Source organism: Aeromicrobium jepli (genome assembly GCF_047246605.1).
Taxonomy (GTDB): Bacteria; Actinomycetota; Actinomycetes; order Propionibacteriales; family Nocardioidaceae; genus Aeromicrobium.
Genome location: NZ_JBFOKO010000016.1, coordinates 1 through 17,328, shown reverse-complemented (window position 1 = coordinate 17,328; position 17,328 = coordinate 1). Strand labels below are relative to the sequence as shown.

Sequence of the window (17,328 nt, the reverse complement as noted above, 5' to 3'; positions counted from 1 at the left end):
CAATCACCACCGACCCCACACCGGCATCGGCGGCCTCACGCCCTCAGACCGCGTTCACAACCTCACGGGGAACTACACCTAGACCACGCCGGTCGTCCCCAGCAGGTTGCCGATCGCGTACGTCAGCGCGAGGGCCAGTGCGCCACCCAGCACGAGCCGCGCGGCGGCCCGCACCTTCGGGCCACCGCCGATGTGCGCGGCCGTGGAGCCGGTGATGGCCAGCGCGATGAGCACGGCCACGATCGTGACGCCCACGCGCCACGACACGTCGGTCGCGAGCATCGCCACGAGCGGCAGCAGGCCGCCGAGCGTGAAGGCGATCGCCGACGAGAACGCGGCGTGCCACGGGCTGACCAGGTCCTCCTGGTCGATCCCGAGCTCCACCTCCAGGTGCGCCGCGAGCGCGTCGTGCTGCGTCATCTCACGCGCCGCCTGCCGCGCCGTCGCATCCGAGATGCCGCGTTCCTGCAGCATCTCGGCGAGCTCCTCCAGCTCGCCCTGCGGGTCCTCGCGCAGCTCGCGCCGCTCCACGCGGATCATGTTCCGCTCGCTGTCGCGCTGACTGCTCACCGAGACGTACTCGCCCAGCGCCATCGACACGGCGCCGCCGACCAGGGCGGCCGTGCCGGCGGTGGCGATCGCGCCGGTGTCGCTCGTCGCGCCGGCGACGCCCACGACCAGCGAGGCCACGGACACGATGCCGTCGTTCGCGCCGAGCACGCCCGCGCGCAGCCAGTTGAGCTTCTGCGACGTCACCCCGCCGTGCGGCTCCTCATGCGTCATGTCCGCAGACTAGGCCCACACCGGTCCGGTCAGGACAGGCTCACCCCCCACCCCCCGCTGATCGAGTGCCGGCGCGCCCGGTGATCGAGTGCCGGCGAGCGCAGCGAGACGGTGTATCGAGATCACGAAAGTGCTTGCCCCATTGGGCCCAATGCGGTAAACTCAGAACATCAGTTCGGGTGAATCGGGGGATTCGTGAACGTCATCGGTGGGCTCCAGTCAGGGCAGCGGTTCCTGGCTGACGCGCGCGCTCGTGACCTCGCGAGTTTGTCTCCCGCCGACCTCGCTTCGGAGGCGGCCGCCGTGCAGGCGCTGCGCCGCGAGGCGGACGCTCTGCACATGGCGCTGCTGGCTGAGGCGAACCGGCAGCAGGCCCACAAGACGACCGATGCGGTCGACATGACCGGGTTCATCGCGCGTGAGGCGGGGGTGACGCGTCGTGAGGCGGCGCAGCAGGTGCGCCTGGCGGAGCGGATCGAGGCGGCGCCGCGGGTGAAGGACGCGTTGGCCAAGCCGGGCATGTCGACCCAGAAGGCCGCGATCGTGACGCGTGCGCTGGCGGACCTGCCGTCGGATCTGACGCGTGAGCAGCGCGACCGGGTCGAGGCGGACCTGACCGAGGCGGCTCAGGTGATGTCGGCCGAGCAGCTCCGCCGGAAGTCTCGTCGCGCGGTCGAGGTGGTGGACGTGGCCCGGGCGGATCGGATCGAGAACGACCGGCTGGAGCGTGACGAGAACGCGCAGCGGCGACTCTCGGAGTTCTGGATCGGCCGTCCCGATGAGGAGACCGGCCTCGTGCCGTTCGGCGGCAAGACCGACCAGTTCACCGCGGACGTCCTGCGTGCGGTGATCGAATCGAAGACGGCGCCGCGCAAGCAGAGCGAGCCGCACGGCTCGCTCGCCCCGACAGAGAAGGCGGGCGAGGCGTTCGCCGAGATCGTCCGCCACCTGCCGCGGGAGGCGTACGGCAACCACGGCGGCGTCGCCGCCACGCTCGTCGTGACGGTCGACGAGAAGACCCTGCGCGGTGAATGCGACCGCGCCGGGGTGACCGAGTTCGGCACCCCGGTCAGCGCGAGCGAACTACGGAAACTCGCCTGCGACGCGGCGATCCTGCCGATGGTCATGAACGGAAAGTCCCAACCACTCGACGTCGGACGAGCCCAACGACTCCACACCGAGGCGCAGCGCTTGGCGCTCGCGCAACGTGACGGCGGGTGCGCCTATCCCGGATGCGACAGGCCACCGGGATGGTGCGAGGCCCACCACGCGATCCCGTGGTCAGAAGGCGGACCGACCAACACCGACTCCGGCGTGCTGCTGTGTGCTCATCACCACCGGTACGTGCACAACGTCGGAATACCGATTCGGTTCACGGAGGGGATGCCCGAGTTCAAGATCCGCGGCGAGTGGGTGCAGAACACTCGGTACCGACCCCTGCCCATCTCGGCGTGATCTCGATACACCGGTCTCGCTAGCGCTCGTCCGGCACTCGATCACCGGACCCCGCCCCGGTGGTTGAGTAGCTCGCGACGAAGGAGCGGCATATCGAAACCACCGACTCCTCGGGCGTGATCTCGATACACCGGTCTCGCTAGCGCTCGCCCGGCACTCGATCACCGGGGGCTCAGAGGCGGGTCGCGAGGAGGGCGGCGAGCCAGATGCCGGTGGTGACGAGCGCGCCGGTCAGCTCGACGAGGATCGAGATCCCGACGCCGCGCAGCGCGTGGCCGGTGGCGCGTCGGGCCGCGGGCTCGTCGCGCAGGCGCTGCAGCTCGGCCACGTACGTGCCGCCGACGAAGCCGACGAACAGCCCCACCACCGGGATGACGAAGAAGCCGATGACGCCGAGCACGGCACCGATCATGATGCTGCGGTTCGGCACGCCGCGCCGCTGCAGGTACCGGCCCGCCAGCAGGTACTTGAGCACCATCGCCAGCCCGGCCAGCACGACCGCCAGGATCGTGACGGACCAGCCCAGCGTGCCGCCCGTGACGACGCCCCAGATCGCGACGGCCCCGGCGACGACCAGGCCGCCGGGGACCACCTGCACGATGGCGCCCACGAGGCCGAACAGAATCGCCAGCCCGACCAGCAGGTCGAGCAGGAAGCCCTCCATCAGAACGCGCTGATGCCGGTCTCGGACCGGCCGATGATGAGCTTCTGGATCTGGCTCGTGCCCTCGTACAGCGTCATGACGCGCGCGTCGCGCATGTACTTCTGCACGGGGTACTCGTCCACGTAGCCGTAGCCGCCGAACGCCTGGATCGCGAGGTTCGCGGCCTTCACGGCCGCCTCCGACGCGAACAGCTTGGCCTTGGACGCCTCGACGCTGAACCGCTCGCCCCGCTCGATGAGGTCGGCGGCGCGCCACGTCAGCAGGCGCGCGGCGTCCGCGTCGACGGACATCTCGGCGATCATGTCCTGCACCAGCTGGTACGAGGCGATCGGCTTGCCGAACTGCTCGCGCGCCGTCGCGTACTCCACCGTGGCCTCGAGGCAGCCCTGCACGATGCCCGTGCAGCTCGCCGCGATGCCGACGCGGCCCTTGTCGAGGGCCGTCATGGCGATGCGGAAGCCCTGGCCCTCCTCGCCCAGCAGGGTGTCGGCCGGCACGCGCACGTCGTCGAACGAGAGCGCCGCGGTGGCCTGGCCGCGCAGGCCGAGCTTGCCCTTGACCTCGGTGGCCTCGAACCCGGGCGTGTCCGTGGGGACGAGGAACGCCGAGACCCCCTTCGCACCCGGCCCGCCGGTGCGCGCGAACACGAGCGCCACGTCGGCCCACGTGCCGTTCGTGATGAAGATCTTCGAGCCGTTGATGACCCAGTCGTCGCCGTCGCGGACCGCGCGCGTCTTGAGGTTGCCGGCGTCGGAGCCGTTGTCGGGCTCGGTCAGGCCGAAGCAGCCGAGCAGCTCGCCCGACGAGATCCCCGGCAGCCAGCGCTGCTTCTGCTCCTCGGTGCCGAACTGCAGGACCGACTTGCCGAACAGGCCCGTCGAGACCGACACGATGCCGCGGATCGCGGAGTCCGCGCGGCCCAACTCCTCCATCGCGAGCACGTAGGTGACGTAGTCGCCACCGATGCCGCCGTACTCCTCGGGGATCGTCAGCCCGAGGAAGCCGATCTGGCCGAGCTTGGGGATGATCGCGGTGTCGACCGACTCGACGCGGTCCCACTCGGCGCGATACGGCACGACCTCCTTGTCAAGGAACTCGCGCGCGAGCGCGCGGAAGCCGCGTTGGTCCTCGTTCAGGGTCAGGTCCATGCCCCGATCCTGCCATCGCCCTACCATGCGGGCATGAGCCTGCCCGCGCCGCGCACGCCCGACCCCCTCGACGCCCCCGTCCTGCGGTGGGGCGTCCTCGGCGCCGGCGGCATCGCCACCACGATGACGACCGCGCTGCTCGAGGGCACGCGACAGCAGGTCGTGGCCGTCGGATCGCGCGACCTGGAGCGCGCCCGCACGTTCGCCGACCGGTTCGGCATCGCCCGCGCGCACGGCTCGTACGAGGACCTCGTCGCCGATCCCGAGGTCGACGCCGTCTACGTCGCCACCCCGCACTCCGAGCACCGCGCCCACGCCCTGCTCGCGATCGCGGCCGGCAAGCACGTGCTCGTCGAGAAGGCGTTCACCCGCAACGCCGCCGAGGCCCGCGAGGTGATCGACGCCGCCGGCGCGGCCGGCGTCACGTGCGTCGAGGCGATGTGGTCGCGCTTCCTGCCCGGGTACGACGTGATCCGCCGCTCCGTCGAGGAGGGGCTGCTCGGCGAGGTGCGGCTCATCGAGGCCGACCACGGACAGCTGCTCTACCCCGACGGGCCGGCCAGGCTGTCCCGGCCCGAGCTCGCCGGCGGCGCACTGCTGGACCTGGGCGTCTACCCGATCCACCTCGCCGCGATGCTGCTGCCCGACATCGAGCAGATCACCGCGGTCGGCACCCTGACGCCGCTCGGGGTCGACGAGCACGAGACGATCTCGCTCCGGGACGCCTCCGGCGCGATCGCCGCGCTCTCGGCCACGATGTCCGCCAGCACCGCGACGATCGGCAGCGTGGCGGGCACGACCGCCCGCATCGAGCTCGCCCGGCACTTCTACCGGCCGAGCGAGCTGCGCCTCGTCGACCCGACAGGCCGCGTCGTGGACACGTGGCACGCGGACGAGGCGGACGCCCGGTTGGGCCTGCGCCACGAGGCGGCCGAGCTCGCGCGCCTCGTCGAGGACGGCCGGCGGGAGTCCCCGCTCCTGCCGTGGAGCGAGACGCTGCGCGTCATGGGCCTCATGGACGAGGTCAGGAGCCGGCTGGGCGTCGTGCTGCCCGGCGAGTAGGCAGGTCCCGCAGCGCCGACTCCGCCGCGTGGAAGCCGCACATGCCGTGCACGCCGGCACCCGGCGGCGTGGCGGCCGAGCACAGGTACAGCCCCTCCCCCAGCCGGTACGGGTCCACGGCGAGCCGCGGCCGCACCAGCAGCTGGGTGAGGCCGTTCGCGCCCGTGCCGATGTCGCCGCCGACGTAGTTCGGGTTGTGCGCCTCGAGCTCGGCCGGGCCGCGCGCCGCGACCGCGACGACCCGGTCGCGCACGCCCGGCGCGAACCGCTCGACCTGGCCCAGGATCGCCTCGGTCGCGTCACCCTCCCACGCGTGCGGCACGTGCGCGTAGGCCCACACCGGGACGTGACCGTCCCGCGAGCGGGTCGGGTCGGCGACGTGCTGCTGCGCCACGAGCACGAAGGGCCGAGCGGGCATGACGCCACGGCTCGTCATCGCCTCGGCGTGCGCGATCTCGGCGGCGGTGCCGCCGACGTGGACGGTGCCCGCCCGCCGAACGTCCGGGTTCGTCCACGGGACGGGGCCGTCCAGGGCGAGGTCGACCTTGAACGCCGCCGGGCCGTAGCGGTAGCGCTCGAGCGAGCGGCGGACGCGCGGCGCGATGCGCTCCCCGGCGATGGCGACGGCCGCGGTCGGCGAGGTGTCGAGCAGGACCACGTCCGGCTCGCCGCCGGCCTCGTCCGCGAGCGTGTCGAGACGGGTCACGTCGACACCCGTGCGCACGATCCCGCCGAGCTCGGCCAGGACGGCGACCATCGCGTCGGAGATCGCGCGCGAGCCGCCCTCGGCGACCGGCCAGCCGCCGCGGTGCCCGGCGGTCGTCAGCAGCAGCCCGACCGAGGCGCTCAGCGGCAGGTCGAGGCGACCGAAGGCGTGCGCCGCGGAGCCCATGAACAGGGCTCGCGCCGCCGGATCCGTCCAGCGCGACACGAACGAGGTCGCCGGCGCGAGCGCCCGCAGGCCGAAGCGGCTGAGCGCGAGCGGGTACCCCGGGACGTGCTGGAGCGGGCGGAAGATGTCGGTCAGCACGGCGTCGAGGTCGCGGGCGAGCGGCGCGAACAGGCGGCGCCAGTCATCCCCGTCGGCGCCGAGGCTGGCGGCGGTCACGTCGAGGTCGCGCGACAGAAGTCCGGCCCGGCCGTCCTCGAGCGGGTGGGCGAGGTCGATCTCGGGCCACCGCCACCGCAGGCCGTGCCGCTCGAGCCGCAGCGAGACGAGGAAGGGGCTCAGGACCGCCATCGGGTGGACGGCCGAGCAGTCGTCGTGCAGCAGGCCCGGCAGGGTGGACTCGGACGTGCGCGTCCCGCCGCCCACACGGTCGGAGCGCTCGAGCACCGTGACCTCGACGCCGCGCTGCGCGAGCCGGATCGCGGCGGCCAGACCGTTGGGACCACTGCCGACCACGACCGCACGCGCCATCTGCCGATCATGGCACGGTGATGCGTCTACCGTGGGAGGTCATGCGCCCCGCCACCCCCGACGACCGCCGCGTCCGCCCGGTGCTCGCGGCCGCCGCGGTCGCGCTCGGCGTGCTCCTCGTGGTCCGGCCCCTCACCGGCGTCGACGCGCTGCTGCTCGTCACGACGGCCGGGATCGCGCTGACGGGCGGGCACGAGCTGGTCACGGCGGACCGCCGCCGCGACCGGGCGGTCGGGGTGGCCCTGCTCGTCGGCGCGCTCGTCCTGGCGCTCCAGCCGCTGTGGGGCGTGCGGCTGCTGACGTGGGCGTTCGGCGCCATCCTGATCGGAGGCGGTCTGCAGCGGCTCCGGCGACCGACGTGGTCCGACCGGTCGCTCGGCGTGGGGCTCGTCGTGCTGGGCGTCCTCGCGCTGGCGTGGCCTGACGTCGCCGTCTTCGCCATGGGCGTCCTGGTGGGGCTGCGACTGGTGCTGCTCGCGTTCCCGCGGGTCACCGTGCCCACGCCGGTGACGGCGACGGTCGTCCTGACGGCCGCGGTCGTCCTCGCGGGCTGCACCGTGTGGGTCGTGTCGTCCGCGCCGCGGCCCGACGGCTTCTACGCGGCTCCCCCGGACACGCCCCGGTCCCCGGGCCTGCTGCTCAAGGCCGAGCCGTTCACGACCGACGTCCCCGACGGCGCCCGCGCGTGGCGGATCCTCTACAGCACCACGCGCGCGGACGACGAGCCGACGGTGGCCAGCGCCCTCGTCGCCGTGCCGCGGGACGAGCTCATGGGGCGCGCCCCCGTGATCGCCTGGGCGCACGGCACGACCGGCTTCCGTCCCCGCTGCGCGCCGAGCCTGAAGACCCGCCACACGATCGGCGCGGGCGGCGTCGACGCCGTCCACGCCGCCCTGGACCGCGGCTGGGCCGTCGTCGCCCCCGACTACGCCGGCCTGGGCACCCGCGGCGTGCAGCCGTACCTGATCGGCTCGGGCGAGGCTCGCTCGGTGCTCGACGCGGTCCGTGCCGCGCGCCGCATCCCCCAGCTCAACCTCGGCCGTCGCACGACCGTATGGGGCCACTCGCAGGGCGGCCACGCGGCGCTGTGGACGGCGATGTCGCAGCCCGAGTACGCGCCCGACGTCCCCCTCGCGGGCGTCGCCGCGATGTCGCCCGTCAGCAACCCGACCACGTTCCTGCGCGACCTGCAGCGGCGTCCCGTCGGCACGATCTTCGTGGCCTACGCGCTGGCCGCGTACGACGCGACGTACGACGACGTGCACGCGAGCGACCACGTGCGTGCGAGCGCGCGCATCCCGCTCGAGCGCATCGCCGACCGCTGCCTGCGGTCACGCGTCAAGCATGTGTCGCTCGCGCAGGCGCGGATCATGGCCGACCGGTTCGTGAAGGGGTCGCTCTACGAGGGCGGCCTGGCCCGCCGGCTGGCCGAGAACGACGCGACCGGCGCGATCGCCGCGCCCGTCCTGATCGCGCAGGGCGGCAGCGACCGCGTCGTCACCCAGCGCTTGCAGGACGCCTACGTGCGCGAGCGGTGCGAGGCGGGACAGTCGCTCGACTACCGGACGTACGAGGGCCGCGGCCACGGTGACCTGCTGCGCGAGGAGAGCCCCTTCGTCGAGGAGCTGCTGACCTGGACGGCCGACCGCTTCGCCTCCAAGCCCACCACCACGACCTGCTGAGCTCCGACTCGGCCGGACGGACGTGTGGCGTTCCGCGCCCGGAGCCCGCTACAGGTCGCGGGCGCCGGTGGCGACCTCGCCGGTCTGCACGTGCCAGAGGGCGGCGTACGCGCCGCCGGCGGCGACGAGCTCGTCGTGGGTTCCCGACTCGACGATGCGGCCCGCGTCGAGCACCCAGATGCGGTGCGCGTGGCGGACGGTCGAGAGCCGGTGCGCCACCGTGATCGCGGTCCGGTTGCGCGTCGCGGTGCGCAGGGACTGCTGGATGGCGGCCTCGGTCTCGTTGTCGACGGCGCTCGTGGCCTCGTCGAGGATCAGCACCGCCGGGTCGCGCAGCAGCGCGCGGGCGAGCGCGAGCCGCTGCCGCTGGCCCCCCGAGAGCGTGACGCCGCGCTCCCCCACCCACGTGTCGTACCCACCGGGCAGCGCCGCGACGAAGTCGTGCGCCGCGGCCTGGCGGGCCGCGTGCTCGACCTGCTCGCGCGTCGCGTCGGGCCGGCCGTACGCGATGTTCTCGGAGATCGTGCCGGCGAACAGGAACACGTCCTGCGAGACGTAGCCGATCGAGCCGCGCAGCGACTCCCACTCGAGCTCGCGCAGGTCGCGGCCATCGAGGCGGACCTCGCCGGACCGCGGGTCGTCGAACCGCAGCATGAGGCGCAGCAGCGACGACTTGCCCGCGCCGGTCGGCCCGACGATCGCGTGCGTCTCCCCCGCGGGAACGAGGAGGTCGATCCCGTGCAGCACGTCCGGGCCGTCCGCGTAGCCCGCCCGCACGTCGCGCAGCTCGAGCCGGCCCGCGACCGGCGTCGGCAGGGCGACGTCGCCGGCGGGGACCGTGATCGGCTCGTCCAGCAGCGCCAGGATGCGCGCGGTCGAGGCGCGACCGCGCTGGTAGAGGTCGAGCATCTCGGCGATCTCGGTGAGCGGCCACAGCAGGCGCTGGGTCATGAACACGAGCACCGAGTACAGGCCGACCTCGAGGTCGCCCTCGAGCGTGGCCCAGCCGCCGAACAGCAGGGTGCACGTGAAGCCGACGAGGATCGCCATGCGCACGAGCGGCACGAACGCCGCCGAGGAGCGGATCGCGTCCACGTTCGCGTCGCGGTACGCGGCCGACGCGCGCTCGACCCGGTCGCGCTCACGGTCCTCGCCGGTGAACGCCTTGATCGTCGTGATGCCGCCGAGGTTCGCCGCGAGCAGGCCCGAGAGCTCGGCGACGCGCTCGCGCACCGCGGCGTACAGCGGCTGCAGCCGGCGCTGGAACCACAGCGACCCGAAGACGATGAGCGGGATCGGCAGGAACGCCAGCACGAGCAGCTCCCACGAGGCGGCCGCGAACACCGCGCCGACGAGCAGCACGTTGAGCGCGGTCTGCAGGATCGCGGGCGCGCCGAGGTCGAGGAACCGCTCGAGCTGGTTGACGTCGTCGTTGATCGTCGCGAGCGTCGCGCCCTGCGGACGCCCCTCGTGCCAGTGCACGTCCAGCCGCTGCGCGTGGTCGTACGCCTCGACGCGCAGGTCGTGCTCGACCGACTGGGCGAGCCCGCGCCACGCGACGGCAGCGAGGTACTGCGAGGCCGACTCCACGATCCAGACCACCACGTTGATCGCGGCGAGCCAGCCCAGCTGGGCGAACCGCGACTCGACGCCCAGCACGTCGCCGACGAACGAGTCGTCTCCGCGCACCACGACGTCGACGGCGGCGCCGATGAGCAGCTCGGGGACGATGTCGGCGACCTTGTTGACGGTCGACAGCACGACCGCTCGGACGAGGCGGCCGCGGTACCGCCGGTACCGGCGCCACAGCTCCTCCAACGGCGCACGGTGGGCGCGCTCGGACATCACGTTCTCCTCGGGGGTGGGTTCAGGCGTGCGGCTCGGGGAACCGCGGCAGGGCCCAGTGCCAGCGCATCGCCATGACGCGCACCACCAGGATGAGCGCGGCGCCGCACCCGGCGGCGACGCTGCTCTCGACGTCGAGCCCGCGCAGGACGACGTACAGGACGCCGCCGGCGGCGGCGGCCAGGGCGTAGATCTCGCCGACCAGGATGAGCGGCTTGCGTCGCACCAGCACGTCGCGGATGACGCCGCCGCCCGTGCCGGTGATGACGCCGAAGAAGACGGCGATCCACGGCCTGACGTCGTGGTCGAGCGCGATGGACGTGCCGATCACGGTGAAGGCGGACAGGCCCACCGCGTCGGCGTACAGGACCGTGCGCCACGTGTCGGGCTTGGACTGCGGGTGCAGCGTCGCGACGGCGATGACGACGGCCGCCGTCACCATCGCCAGGACGAGGTCGCCGGGCGCGGTCACCCACCACACGGGCTCGATGCCCAGCAGCAGGTCGCGCGTGGTGCCGCCGCCGACCGCGACGACGACCGCCAGCACGAGGACGCCGACCCAGTCCATGCCGGCGCGCACCGCGGCGTACCCGCCCGACACCGCGAAGGCCACGATCCCGATGATCTCGGCGGCACGGAGGGGATCGACGTTCACGCCTCCACCGTAGGGGGCGCTCCGGGCCGTAGCGTGCGCAGCATGGCCCGCCCCCCTCGCGCCGACCACGCGGCGCGCGTCCATGCGTTCCGGTGGCCCGCGCTGGCCGCGTTCGCCTCCCTCGTCATGACCACGCAGGTGCTGTGGCTGACCTTCGCCTCGGTGACCACGCGCACCGCCGACCACCTCGGCGTCTCGGAGGGCGCGGTCGGCGACCTCGCCGTCGTCAACGCCGCCGCCTTCGTGCTGTTGGCGATCCCGGCGGGCCGCTGGATGGACCGCTCGTACGAGCGAGCGCTCGCGGCCGGGGCGCTGTTCACCGCCGCCGGCGCGGTCGTGCGGGCGCTCGATCCCTCGTCCTACGGCGTGATCCTGGCGGGCCAGGTGATCATGTCGATCGGGCAGCCGCTCGTGCTGAGCGCGCTGACCAAGGTCGCCGCAAGGCACTTCCCCCCACGGGAGCAGACCGCCGCGATCTCGATCGCGGCGGGCGCGCAGTACGCGGGCATCCTCGTCGCGGTGCTGACGTCCGCCTGGCTCGTCGACAGGGGCGGGTTCGGCCTGCTGCTCGTCTCGCACGCCGTCCTCGCGGTGCTGTCGGCCGCGCTCGTGCTGCTGTCGCTGCGCGCGCCCGCTCACGCCACCGACGCGCAGCGCACGCCGCTGGGCTTCCTGCGCTCGGACCCGCTCGTGTGGCGGCTGGCCGGCCTGCTGTTCCTCGGCTTCGGCGCCTACAACGCGATCGCGACGTGGCTCGACGCGATCCTCGTCGACTTCGGCCACCGCGACCTGGCCGGACCGGTCATCGCGGCCATGACGGGCGCCGGTGTCGTGGGCGCCGCCGTGCTGCCCAGCCTGGCCGCCCGGCACGACGCGCGGCGGACCGTGGCGATGGTGGCGACCGGCTGCCTCGCCGCGGTGATGGTGGCCCTGACGATCGCGCAGCCCGTGTGGCTCGTGTACGGCGGGCTCATGCTGGTCGGCTTCGCCCTGATGGGGACGCTGCCGGTCGTGCTCGAGTGGTCCGAGCTGCACGTCGGCCCGGCGCGCGCGGGCACGGTCACGGCGCTGCTGCTCCTGGCCGGGAACCTCGGTGCCGTGCTGGTCGTGCTGACGGTGCAGGTGGCGATCGGCGATCCCGTGGCGGCGCTCGCGGTCCTCGCCGCGTGGGCCGTGCCGGGACTGCTCGTGGCGCGGTCCCTGCCGCGGCACGTGACGGCGCCCGCGGACTGAGTCAGCCCGCCGCGGGCTCCAGACGCACGACGACGGCCTTGGACACCGGCGTGTTCGAGGTCGTCGCCGTGGAGTCCAGCGGCACCAGCACGTTCGCCTCCGGGTAGTACGCCGCGGCGCAGCCGCGCGCCGTCGGGTACGCGACGGCGCGGAAGCCGCGCAGGACGCGGTCGGGCTCGCCGGGCCACTCGCTGTGGACATCGACGAGGTCGCCGTCGGACAGTCCTCGCTCGGCGAGGTCGTCGGCGTGCACGAACACGACCTCGCGGCCGCCCTTGACGCCGCGGTAGCGGTCGTTGCGGCTGTAGATCGTGGTGTTGAACTGGTCGTGCGCGCGCACCGTCTGCAGCAGCAGCCGTCCCGGCGGCGCCTGCGGCGGGGAGAACGTGTTCGCCGTCAGCATCGCCTTGCCCGTCGGCGTGGAGAAGGTCCGCGAGTCGCGCGCGCCGTGCGGCAGGACGAACCCGCCCGGGGTGCGGACCTTGCGCTCGTAGTCCTCGCAGCCGGGGACGACGCGGCTGATGCGGTGCCGGATCCGGCTGTAGTCCGCCTCGAACGCCTGCCAGTCGATCGGGACGCGGTCGCCCAGCGTGGCGCGCGCGAGCCGGCTGATGATGGCGATCTCGGACAGCAGGCCCGGGCCGACGGGCTCGACCTGGCCGCGCGAGGCGTGCACGGCGCAGACCGTGTCCTCGACCGTCACGAACTGCTCACCGGAGGCCTGCCGGTCGATCTCGGTGCGGCCCAGCGTGGGCAGGATGAGGGCCGCGTCGCCCGTCACGGCGTGCGAGCGGTTCAGCTTCGTGGAGACCTGCACCGTCATCGCCGTGCCGCGCAGCGCCGCCTTCGCGGCCTCGGTGTCCGAGATCGCCGAGACGAAGTTGCCGCCGAGCGCCATGAAGAACCGGATGTCCCCACGCTGCATCCCGCGGACCGTGTCGACCGAGTCCAGCCCGTGCTCGCGCGGGGGCTCGAAGCCGAACTCGTCGCGCAGGGCGTCGATGAACGAGTCGGGCATCTGCTCCCAGATGCCCATCGTGCGGTCGCCCTGCACGTTGCTGTGCCCGCGGATGGGGCAGGCGCCCGCGCCGGGGCGGCCCATGTGCCCGCGCAGGAGCAGCAGGTTGATGATCTCGCGGATCGTGGACACCGAGTCGGTGTGCTGGGTCAGCCCCATGGCCCACGTGACGATGACGCGCTCGGCGGCCAGGTAGCGCTCGGCGAACCGGTCGATCTCCTCGCTGGTCAGCCCCGTCGCGGCGAGCACCGCCTGCTCGTCGAGGTCGGCGAGGTTCGCGCGGAGCTCGTCGAGACCCTGCGTGTGCGTCTGGAGGAAGTCGTGGTCCAGCACCGAGCCGGGCGCGGCGTCCTCGGCCTCGAGCACGCGCTTGATGACGGCCTGCAGCAGCATCCCGTCGCCGCCGAGGCGGATCTGCAGGAACTGGTCGGCCAGCTGCGTCCCCCGCCCGACCACGCCGCGCGGCTTCTGCGGGTTCTTGAACCGCATGAGCCCGGCCTCGGGCAGCGGGTTCACCGCGACGATGGACGCGCCGCCGCGTTTGGCCTCCTCGAGCGCCGTCAGCATGCGCGGGTGATTCGTGCCGGGGTTCTGACCCATGATGACGATGAGGTCCGCCTTGCCGAAGTCCTCGTACGTGACCGTGGCCTTGCCCACCCCGACCGTCTCGGCCATCGCGGCGCTCGTGGACTCGTGGCACATGTTCGAGCAGTCGGGCAGGTTGTTCGTGCCGTACGCGCGGACGAACAGCTGGTAGAGGAACGCGGCCTCGTTGGACGCCCGGCCCGACGTGTAGAACGAGGCCTGGTCGGGACTGTCGAGCGCGTTCAGCGCGTCGGCCGCCAGCGCGAAGGCCTCGTCCCACGAGACGGGCGCGTAGTGGTCCTGCCCCGGCGCCTTGTAGACGGGCTCGGTCAGCCGGCCCTGCTGGCCCAGCCAGTACTCGCTGCGCTCGGCCAGCTCGGAGACCGGGTGCTGCGCCCAGAAGTCCGAGGGCACCGTGACGGGTGTGGCCTCCCACGCCACGGCCTTGGCGCCGTTCTCGCAGAACTCCGCGGCGGCGCGGTGCTGGCTCGGGTCCGGCCAGGCACAGCTCATGCAGTCGAAGCCGTCCTTCTGGTTCATCGTGCTCAGCAGGGCGAGGCTGCGCCGCACCCCCATGCCGCTGAGCGCGTGGTCCATCGCGTGCACGATGCCCGGGAGGCCCGCGGCCCACGTCTTCGGCTCACCGACCTCGATGCCCTCGTCCGTGGGGTCCTCGACCACCTTGCTGCGCTTCACGCCACCTCCACCCGATCCGGTCGCGAGTACACGACCATCGACTCGCCCCGCAGGAACCCGACCACCGTCAGCCCGGCGCTCTCGGCGAGCTCGACGGCCAGCGACGACGGGGCGGACACGGCGGCCAGCATCGGCACGCCGGCCATCGACGCCTTCTGCGCCAGCTCGAAGCCGGCCCGGCCCGAGACCATGAGGACGCAGCCGGCGAGCGGCAGCTTCTCGTGCTCGAGCGCCCAGCCGACGACCTTGTCGACCGCGTTGTGACGGCCGACGTCCTCGCGCACCACGAGGGCCTCGCCGGTGCGGCCGTCGAACAGGCCGGCCGCGTGCAGGCCGCCGGTCTGGGAGAACACGCGCTGCGCCTCGCGCAGCCGGTCGGGCATGGCCGACAGCGCGGTCGTCGCCACGCGCAGCGGATCGTCGTGGACGGCGAACGCGGACTTCGTGGTGACCGCCTCGATGCTCGTCTTGCCGCACACCCCGCACGACGACGAGGTCACGCCGTGCCGCTCGAGCGCGAGGTGGTCGACGTGGGCCCCGGCGCCGACCTGGATGTCGAGCACGTTGTACGTGTTGACGCCCTCATCGGTGGCGCCGGCGCAGTAGCGCGCGGTGTGGACCTGCCCGCGGTGCGTGATGACGCCCTCCGAGACCAGGAATCCGAGGGCCAGCTCGACGTCGTGGCCGGGCGTGCGCATCGTGACGGCGAGAGCGCGGCCGTTCACGCGGATCTCGAGGGGCTCCTCGCCGGTCAGGCGGTCCTCGCGGCGATGCGCGCCCGACGCGTTGATGACGGTGACGCGACGGCGCACCGCGGGTTTGGTCATGGCTCCACGGTAGGTCAGATGACCCGTCGGGGCAGGTTCGGTGGCGCGGGCGCGCGGCGTCGGGGAGGAGTCTGGCGTCCCCCGCCATCGGGGGTTCGCGGGGGACGCCAGACTCACTGACAGACGGTTCGGCTGGGGGACCGAACACTCCCTCCCGGCTGCCTCATGTGGTGTGGTCTCACGAGGGCCGCAGCACAAAAGTACACGTCCGGTACACATGTGTGTACGTTTTCAACGATTTCTTTCGACCCGTGTTTCGGCCTGCCATTCGAGGCCGAATGACGGTCAGTCAGCCCGGAGGACGGCCGTGTGGATCGTGACGATCGGCGGCACGATGCCGTCGAGGTCGAGGTCCTCGCCCCGCGCGGTCCTGCGCACCGCGCGACCCACGAGCTCCTCGGTGGCGCCGATCGCGCCGATCGCCTCGAGCTCGTCGGGCTCGCGCACCGGCTCCCCGACGGCCCGCGCGAGCGACGCGACGCGGGCGAGGCTGCGCGAGTGGCGCTCCACGACGTCGTCGCGGTGGCGCATGAGCCGCTCCCCCGCGCCGTGCACCTCGACCATGTAGCTGCGGGCGTAGGCCGGGATCGTCTCGAGGCTCTCGACCAGCGCGCGGACGCCGAGCTCGATCCGCTCCTCCCACGCCTTGTCGTCGACGTCGGCGACCCGGTCGCGGATGCGGTCGACGATCTGGTCGCTGACGGCCAGGTACGCCTGCGCGAAGGCGTCCTCCTTGTCGGAGAACGCCTGGTAGAACGTGGTCCGCGAGACCCGCGCCCGCTTCGTGATGCCGGCGACCGTGGCGCGGGCGTAGCCGACCTCGGCCACCTCGTCGGTGACGGCCTGCAGGATGCGCCCGCGCTGGGACTGGGCCACCTGCGACTCCGGCAGCGCCGCCCGGCCGCGGGGCAGGCCGAGCCGCTCCGGCAGCAGGGACAGGTTCTCCTCGGTCACGCGGCACAGGTTAGCCCTGCAACGGCGGGCCTTGCGGCGTTTTCCCGGGTTTTTCACCCCACCAGTACCAAGCGCCTCACCCGGACCGGCGGATCGTTGCGTGGGAGCCGCCATCACGTTCGAATCCGTCGGAACACCCGCAAGGTTTCGCGATTGTCTTGCGCCGTGGGGCGTCCGTACCGTTGATCCCATGAGTCACGTGCCCTTCCTCGACGTCGCCGCCACCGCCCGCTGGATCCGCGAGACCGGCGCCGAGGCGATCATCGCCGGCATGACCGACGCGATCGAGGCGGACTTCCGACGGTGGCCGCAGTTCGACAAGACGCCGCGCGTCGCCTCGCACTCGCGCGAGGGCGTCATCGAGCTGATGCCGACGAGCGACGGCGAGGCCTACGGCTTCAAGTACGTCAACGGCCACCCCGCCAACCCGGCGCGCGGCTTCCAGACCGTCACCGCGTTCGGCGTGCTGGCCGACGTGGCCTCCGGCTACCCCACGTTCGTCGCCGAGATGACGCTGCTGACCGCGCTGCGCACAGCGGCGACCTCGGCGATGGCCGCGCGCCATCTCGCCCGCCCCGACTCGGCCGTCATGGCGATGATCGGGACCGGCTCGCAGTCGGAGTTCCAGGCGCTCGGGTTCCGCGCGGCGCTGGGCATCCGCTCGCTGCGGATCTGGGACGTCGACCCGGCCGCGATGGACAAGCTCGTGCGCAACCTCGAGCCGCTCGGCTTCGACATCCACGTGGCCGCCGACGCGCGCGACGCGGTGCGCGGCGCCGACGTCGTCACCACGTGCACGGCCGACAAGCAACGCGCCCTCGTCCTCACCGACGACATGGTCGCGCCCGGAGTCCACGTGAACGCGATCGGCGGCGACTGCCCCGGCAAGACCGAGCTCGACCCCGCGATCCTGCACCGCGCGGGCGTCTTCGTGGAGTTCGAGCCGCAGACCCGCATCGAGGGTGAGATCCAGGCGGTGCCCGAGGACTTCCCGGTGACCGAGCTGTGGCAGGTCGTCACGGGCGAGGCGCCCGGGCGCCGCTCCCCCGCCGACATCACGGTGTTCGACTCGGTGGGCTTCGCGGTCGAGGACTTCGCGGCCCTGTCGTACGCGCGCCGGGCCGTCGCCGGGACCGACCTGGTGTCATGGCTCGACCTCATCGCCGAGCCGAGCGACCCGAAGGACCTGTTCGCGCTGACCACCGCGGACCGCCTCATGCCCGCGCTCTAGGTGTACTCGGCAGACACGTTGGTGACACGGGGCTTGTGAAAGAGGAGGACCTCCCGGCTTAGTGGAGATG

Annotated in this window: 14 protein-coding genes; 5 read left to right on the top strand and 9 right to left on the bottom strand. The window is 72.9% G+C overall.

The genetic code is table 11. From position 1 onward, the window contains the following. Nucleotides 1-78 precede the first annotated feature (78 nt). Entirely contained in the window at nucleotides 79-783 is a 705-nt protein-coding gene (locus tag AB3M81_RS18355) for a VIT1/CCC1 transporter family protein (protein WP_412905388.1), read from the bottom strand. Nucleotides 784-978: 195 nt separating this feature from the next. Here AB3M81_RS18355 and AB3M81_RS18350 point away from each other — a divergent pair, with 195 nt between their 5' ends. Next, nucleotides 979-2,238 (top strand): HNH endonuclease signature motif containing protein, encoded by a 1,260-nt coding sequence (locus AB3M81_RS18350; protein WP_412905387.1) that lies wholly within the window; start codon nucleotides 979-981, stop codon nucleotides 2,236-2,238. A gap of 172 nt (nucleotides 2,239-2,410) precedes the next feature. Here the strand turns inward: AB3M81_RS18350 and AB3M81_RS18345 are convergent, their stop codons facing one another. Then, complete coding sequence (locus AB3M81_RS18345) at nucleotides 2,411-2,902, bottom strand: DUF456 domain-containing protein (RefSeq protein ID WP_412905386.1); 492 nt, start codon at nucleotides 2,900-2,902, stop codon at nucleotides 2,411-2,413. Beyond that, nucleotides 2,902-4,050, bottom strand: a complete 1,149-nt coding sequence (locus tag AB3M81_RS18340) for an acyl-CoA dehydrogenase family protein (RefSeq protein WP_412905385.1) — start codon at nucleotides 4,048-4,050, stop codon at nucleotides 2,902-2,904. The genes AB3M81_RS18345 and AB3M81_RS18340 overlap by 1 nt, the downstream gene beginning before the upstream one ends. A 33-nt stretch (nucleotides 4,051-4,083) precedes the next feature. Between AB3M81_RS18340 and AB3M81_RS18335 the strand changes: the two genes are divergently transcribed. Beyond that, a complete protein-coding gene (locus AB3M81_RS18335) occupies nucleotides 4,084-5,112 on the top strand; it encodes a Gfo/Idh/MocA family protein (RefSeq protein WP_412905384.1) in 1,029 nt (342 codons plus the stop codon). Here AB3M81_RS18335 and AB3M81_RS18330 read toward each other — a convergent pair. Beyond that, complete coding sequence (locus AB3M81_RS18330) at nucleotides 5,075-6,532, bottom strand: phytoene desaturase family protein (RefSeq protein WP_412905383.1); 1,458 nt, start codon at nucleotides 6,530-6,532, stop codon at nucleotides 5,075-5,077. The two genes, AB3M81_RS18335 and AB3M81_RS18330, sit on opposite strands and share 38 nt — an antisense overlap. A 41-nt stretch (nucleotides 6,533-6,573) precedes the next feature. Here AB3M81_RS18330 and AB3M81_RS18325 point away from each other — a divergent pair, with 41 nt between their 5' ends. After that, nucleotides 6,574-8,214 (top strand): lipase family protein, encoded by a 1,641-nt coding sequence (locus AB3M81_RS18325; RefSeq protein ID WP_412905382.1) that lies wholly within the window; start codon nucleotides 6,574-6,576, stop codon nucleotides 8,212-8,214. A 48-nt stretch (nucleotides 8,215-8,262) separates the two neighbouring features. Here the strand turns inward: AB3M81_RS18325 and AB3M81_RS18320 are convergent, their stop codons facing one another. Together AB3M81_RS18320 and AB3M81_RS18315 are read right to left on the bottom strand one after the other, a co-directional pair. After that, nucleotides 8,263-10,059 carry an ABC transporter ATP-binding protein gene (locus tag AB3M81_RS18320; RefSeq protein ID WP_412905381.1) on the bottom strand — a complete coding sequence of 599 codons (1,797 nt, stop codon included), beginning with the start codon at nucleotides 10,057-10,059 and terminating at the stop codon, nucleotides 8,263-8,265. A gap of 22 nt (nucleotides 10,060-10,081) precedes the next feature. Continuing rightward, complete coding sequence (locus tag AB3M81_RS18315; RefSeq protein ID WP_412905380.1) at nucleotides 10,082-10,714, bottom strand: trimeric intracellular cation channel family protein; 633 nt, start codon at nucleotides 10,712-10,714, stop codon at nucleotides 10,082-10,084. Nucleotides 10,715-10,756: 42 nt separating this feature from the next. On the opposite strand from AB3M81_RS18315, the gene AB3M81_RS18310 reads away from it, so the two are divergent. Continuing rightward, nucleotides 10,757-11,947 carry an MFS transporter gene (locus tag AB3M81_RS18310; protein ID WP_412905379.1) on the top strand — a complete coding sequence of 397 codons (1,191 nt, stop codon included), beginning with the start codon at nucleotides 10,757-10,759 and terminating at the stop codon, nucleotides 11,945-11,947. 1 nt (nucleotide 11,948) lies between these two features. Here AB3M81_RS18310 and AB3M81_RS18305 read toward each other — a convergent pair whose 3' ends face one another. From AB3M81_RS18305 to AB3M81_RS18295, 3 genes are all read right to left on the bottom strand, one after another. Further along, a complete protein-coding gene (locus AB3M81_RS18305) occupies nucleotides 11,949-14,246 on the bottom strand; it encodes an FdhF/YdeP family oxidoreductase (RefSeq protein WP_412905378.1) in 2,298 nt (765 codons plus the stop codon). After that, the gene (fdhD, locus tag AB3M81_RS18300) at nucleotides 14,243-15,073 is read right to left on the bottom strand and encodes a formate dehydrogenase accessory sulfurtransferase FdhD (RefSeq protein ID WP_412905377.1); all 831 of its coding nucleotides are present in this window, start codon (nucleotides 15,071-15,073) and stop codon (nucleotides 14,243-14,245) included. Before fdhD ends, AB3M81_RS18305 begins: the two co-directional genes overlap by 4 nt. 285 nt (nucleotides 15,074-15,358) lie before the next feature. After that, nucleotides 15,359-16,027, bottom strand: a complete 669-nt coding sequence (locus tag AB3M81_RS18295; protein ID WP_412905376.1) for a TetR/AcrR family transcriptional regulator — start codon at nucleotides 16,025-16,027, stop codon at nucleotides 15,359-15,361. Between the two features lie 190 nt (nucleotides 16,028-16,217). On the opposite strand from AB3M81_RS18295, the gene ocd reads away from it, so the two are divergent. Then, nucleotides 16,218-17,258 (top strand): ornithine cyclodeaminase, encoded by a 1,041-nt coding sequence (ocd, locus tag AB3M81_RS18290; RefSeq protein WP_412905375.1) that lies wholly within the window; start codon nucleotides 16,218-16,220, stop codon nucleotides 17,256-17,258. Nucleotides 17,259-17,328 lie beyond the last annotated feature (70 nt).

Excerpts from the sequence above, each read along its gene's own strand:
- AB3M81_RS18335 (WP_412905384.1), top strand. The coding sequence starts at position 4,084 with ATGAGCCTGCCCGCGCCGCGCACGCCCGACCCCCTCGACGCCCCCGTC.
- ocd (WP_412905375.1), top strand. The coding sequence starts at position 16,218 with ATGAGTCACGTGCCCTTCCTCGACGTCGCCGCCACCGCCCGCTGGATC.
- AB3M81_RS18310 (WP_412905379.1), top strand. The coding sequence starts at position 10,757 with ATGGCCCGCCCCCCTCGCGCCGACCACGCGGCGCGCGTCCATGCGTTC.
- AB3M81_RS18345 (WP_412905386.1), bottom strand. The coding sequence starts at position 2,902 with ATGGAGGGCTTCCTGCTCGACCTGCTGGTCGGGCTGGCGATTCTGTTC.
- AB3M81_RS18355 (WP_412905388.1), bottom strand. The coding sequence starts at position 783 with ATGACGCATGAGGAGCCGCACGGCGGGGTGACGTCGCAGAAGCTCAAC.
- AB3M81_RS18340 (WP_412905385.1), bottom strand. The coding sequence starts at position 4,050 with ATGGACCTGACCCTGAACGAGGACCAACGCGGCTTCCGCGCGCTCGCG.
- AB3M81_RS18320 (WP_412905381.1), bottom strand. The coding sequence starts at position 10,059 with ATGTCCGAGCGCGCCCACCGTGCGCCGTTGGAGGAGCTGTGGCGCCGG.
- AB3M81_RS18325 (WP_412905382.1), top strand. The coding sequence starts at position 6,574 with ATGCGCCCCGCCACCCCCGACGACCGCCGCGTCCGCCCGGTGCTCGCG.
- fdhD (WP_412905377.1), bottom strand. The coding sequence starts at position 15,073 with ATGACCAAACCCGCGGTGCGCCGTCGCGTCACCGTCATCAACGCGTCG.
- AB3M81_RS18330 (WP_412905383.1), bottom strand. The coding sequence starts at position 6,532 with ATGGCGCGTGCGGTCGTGGTCGGCAGTGGTCCCAACGGTCTGGCCGCC.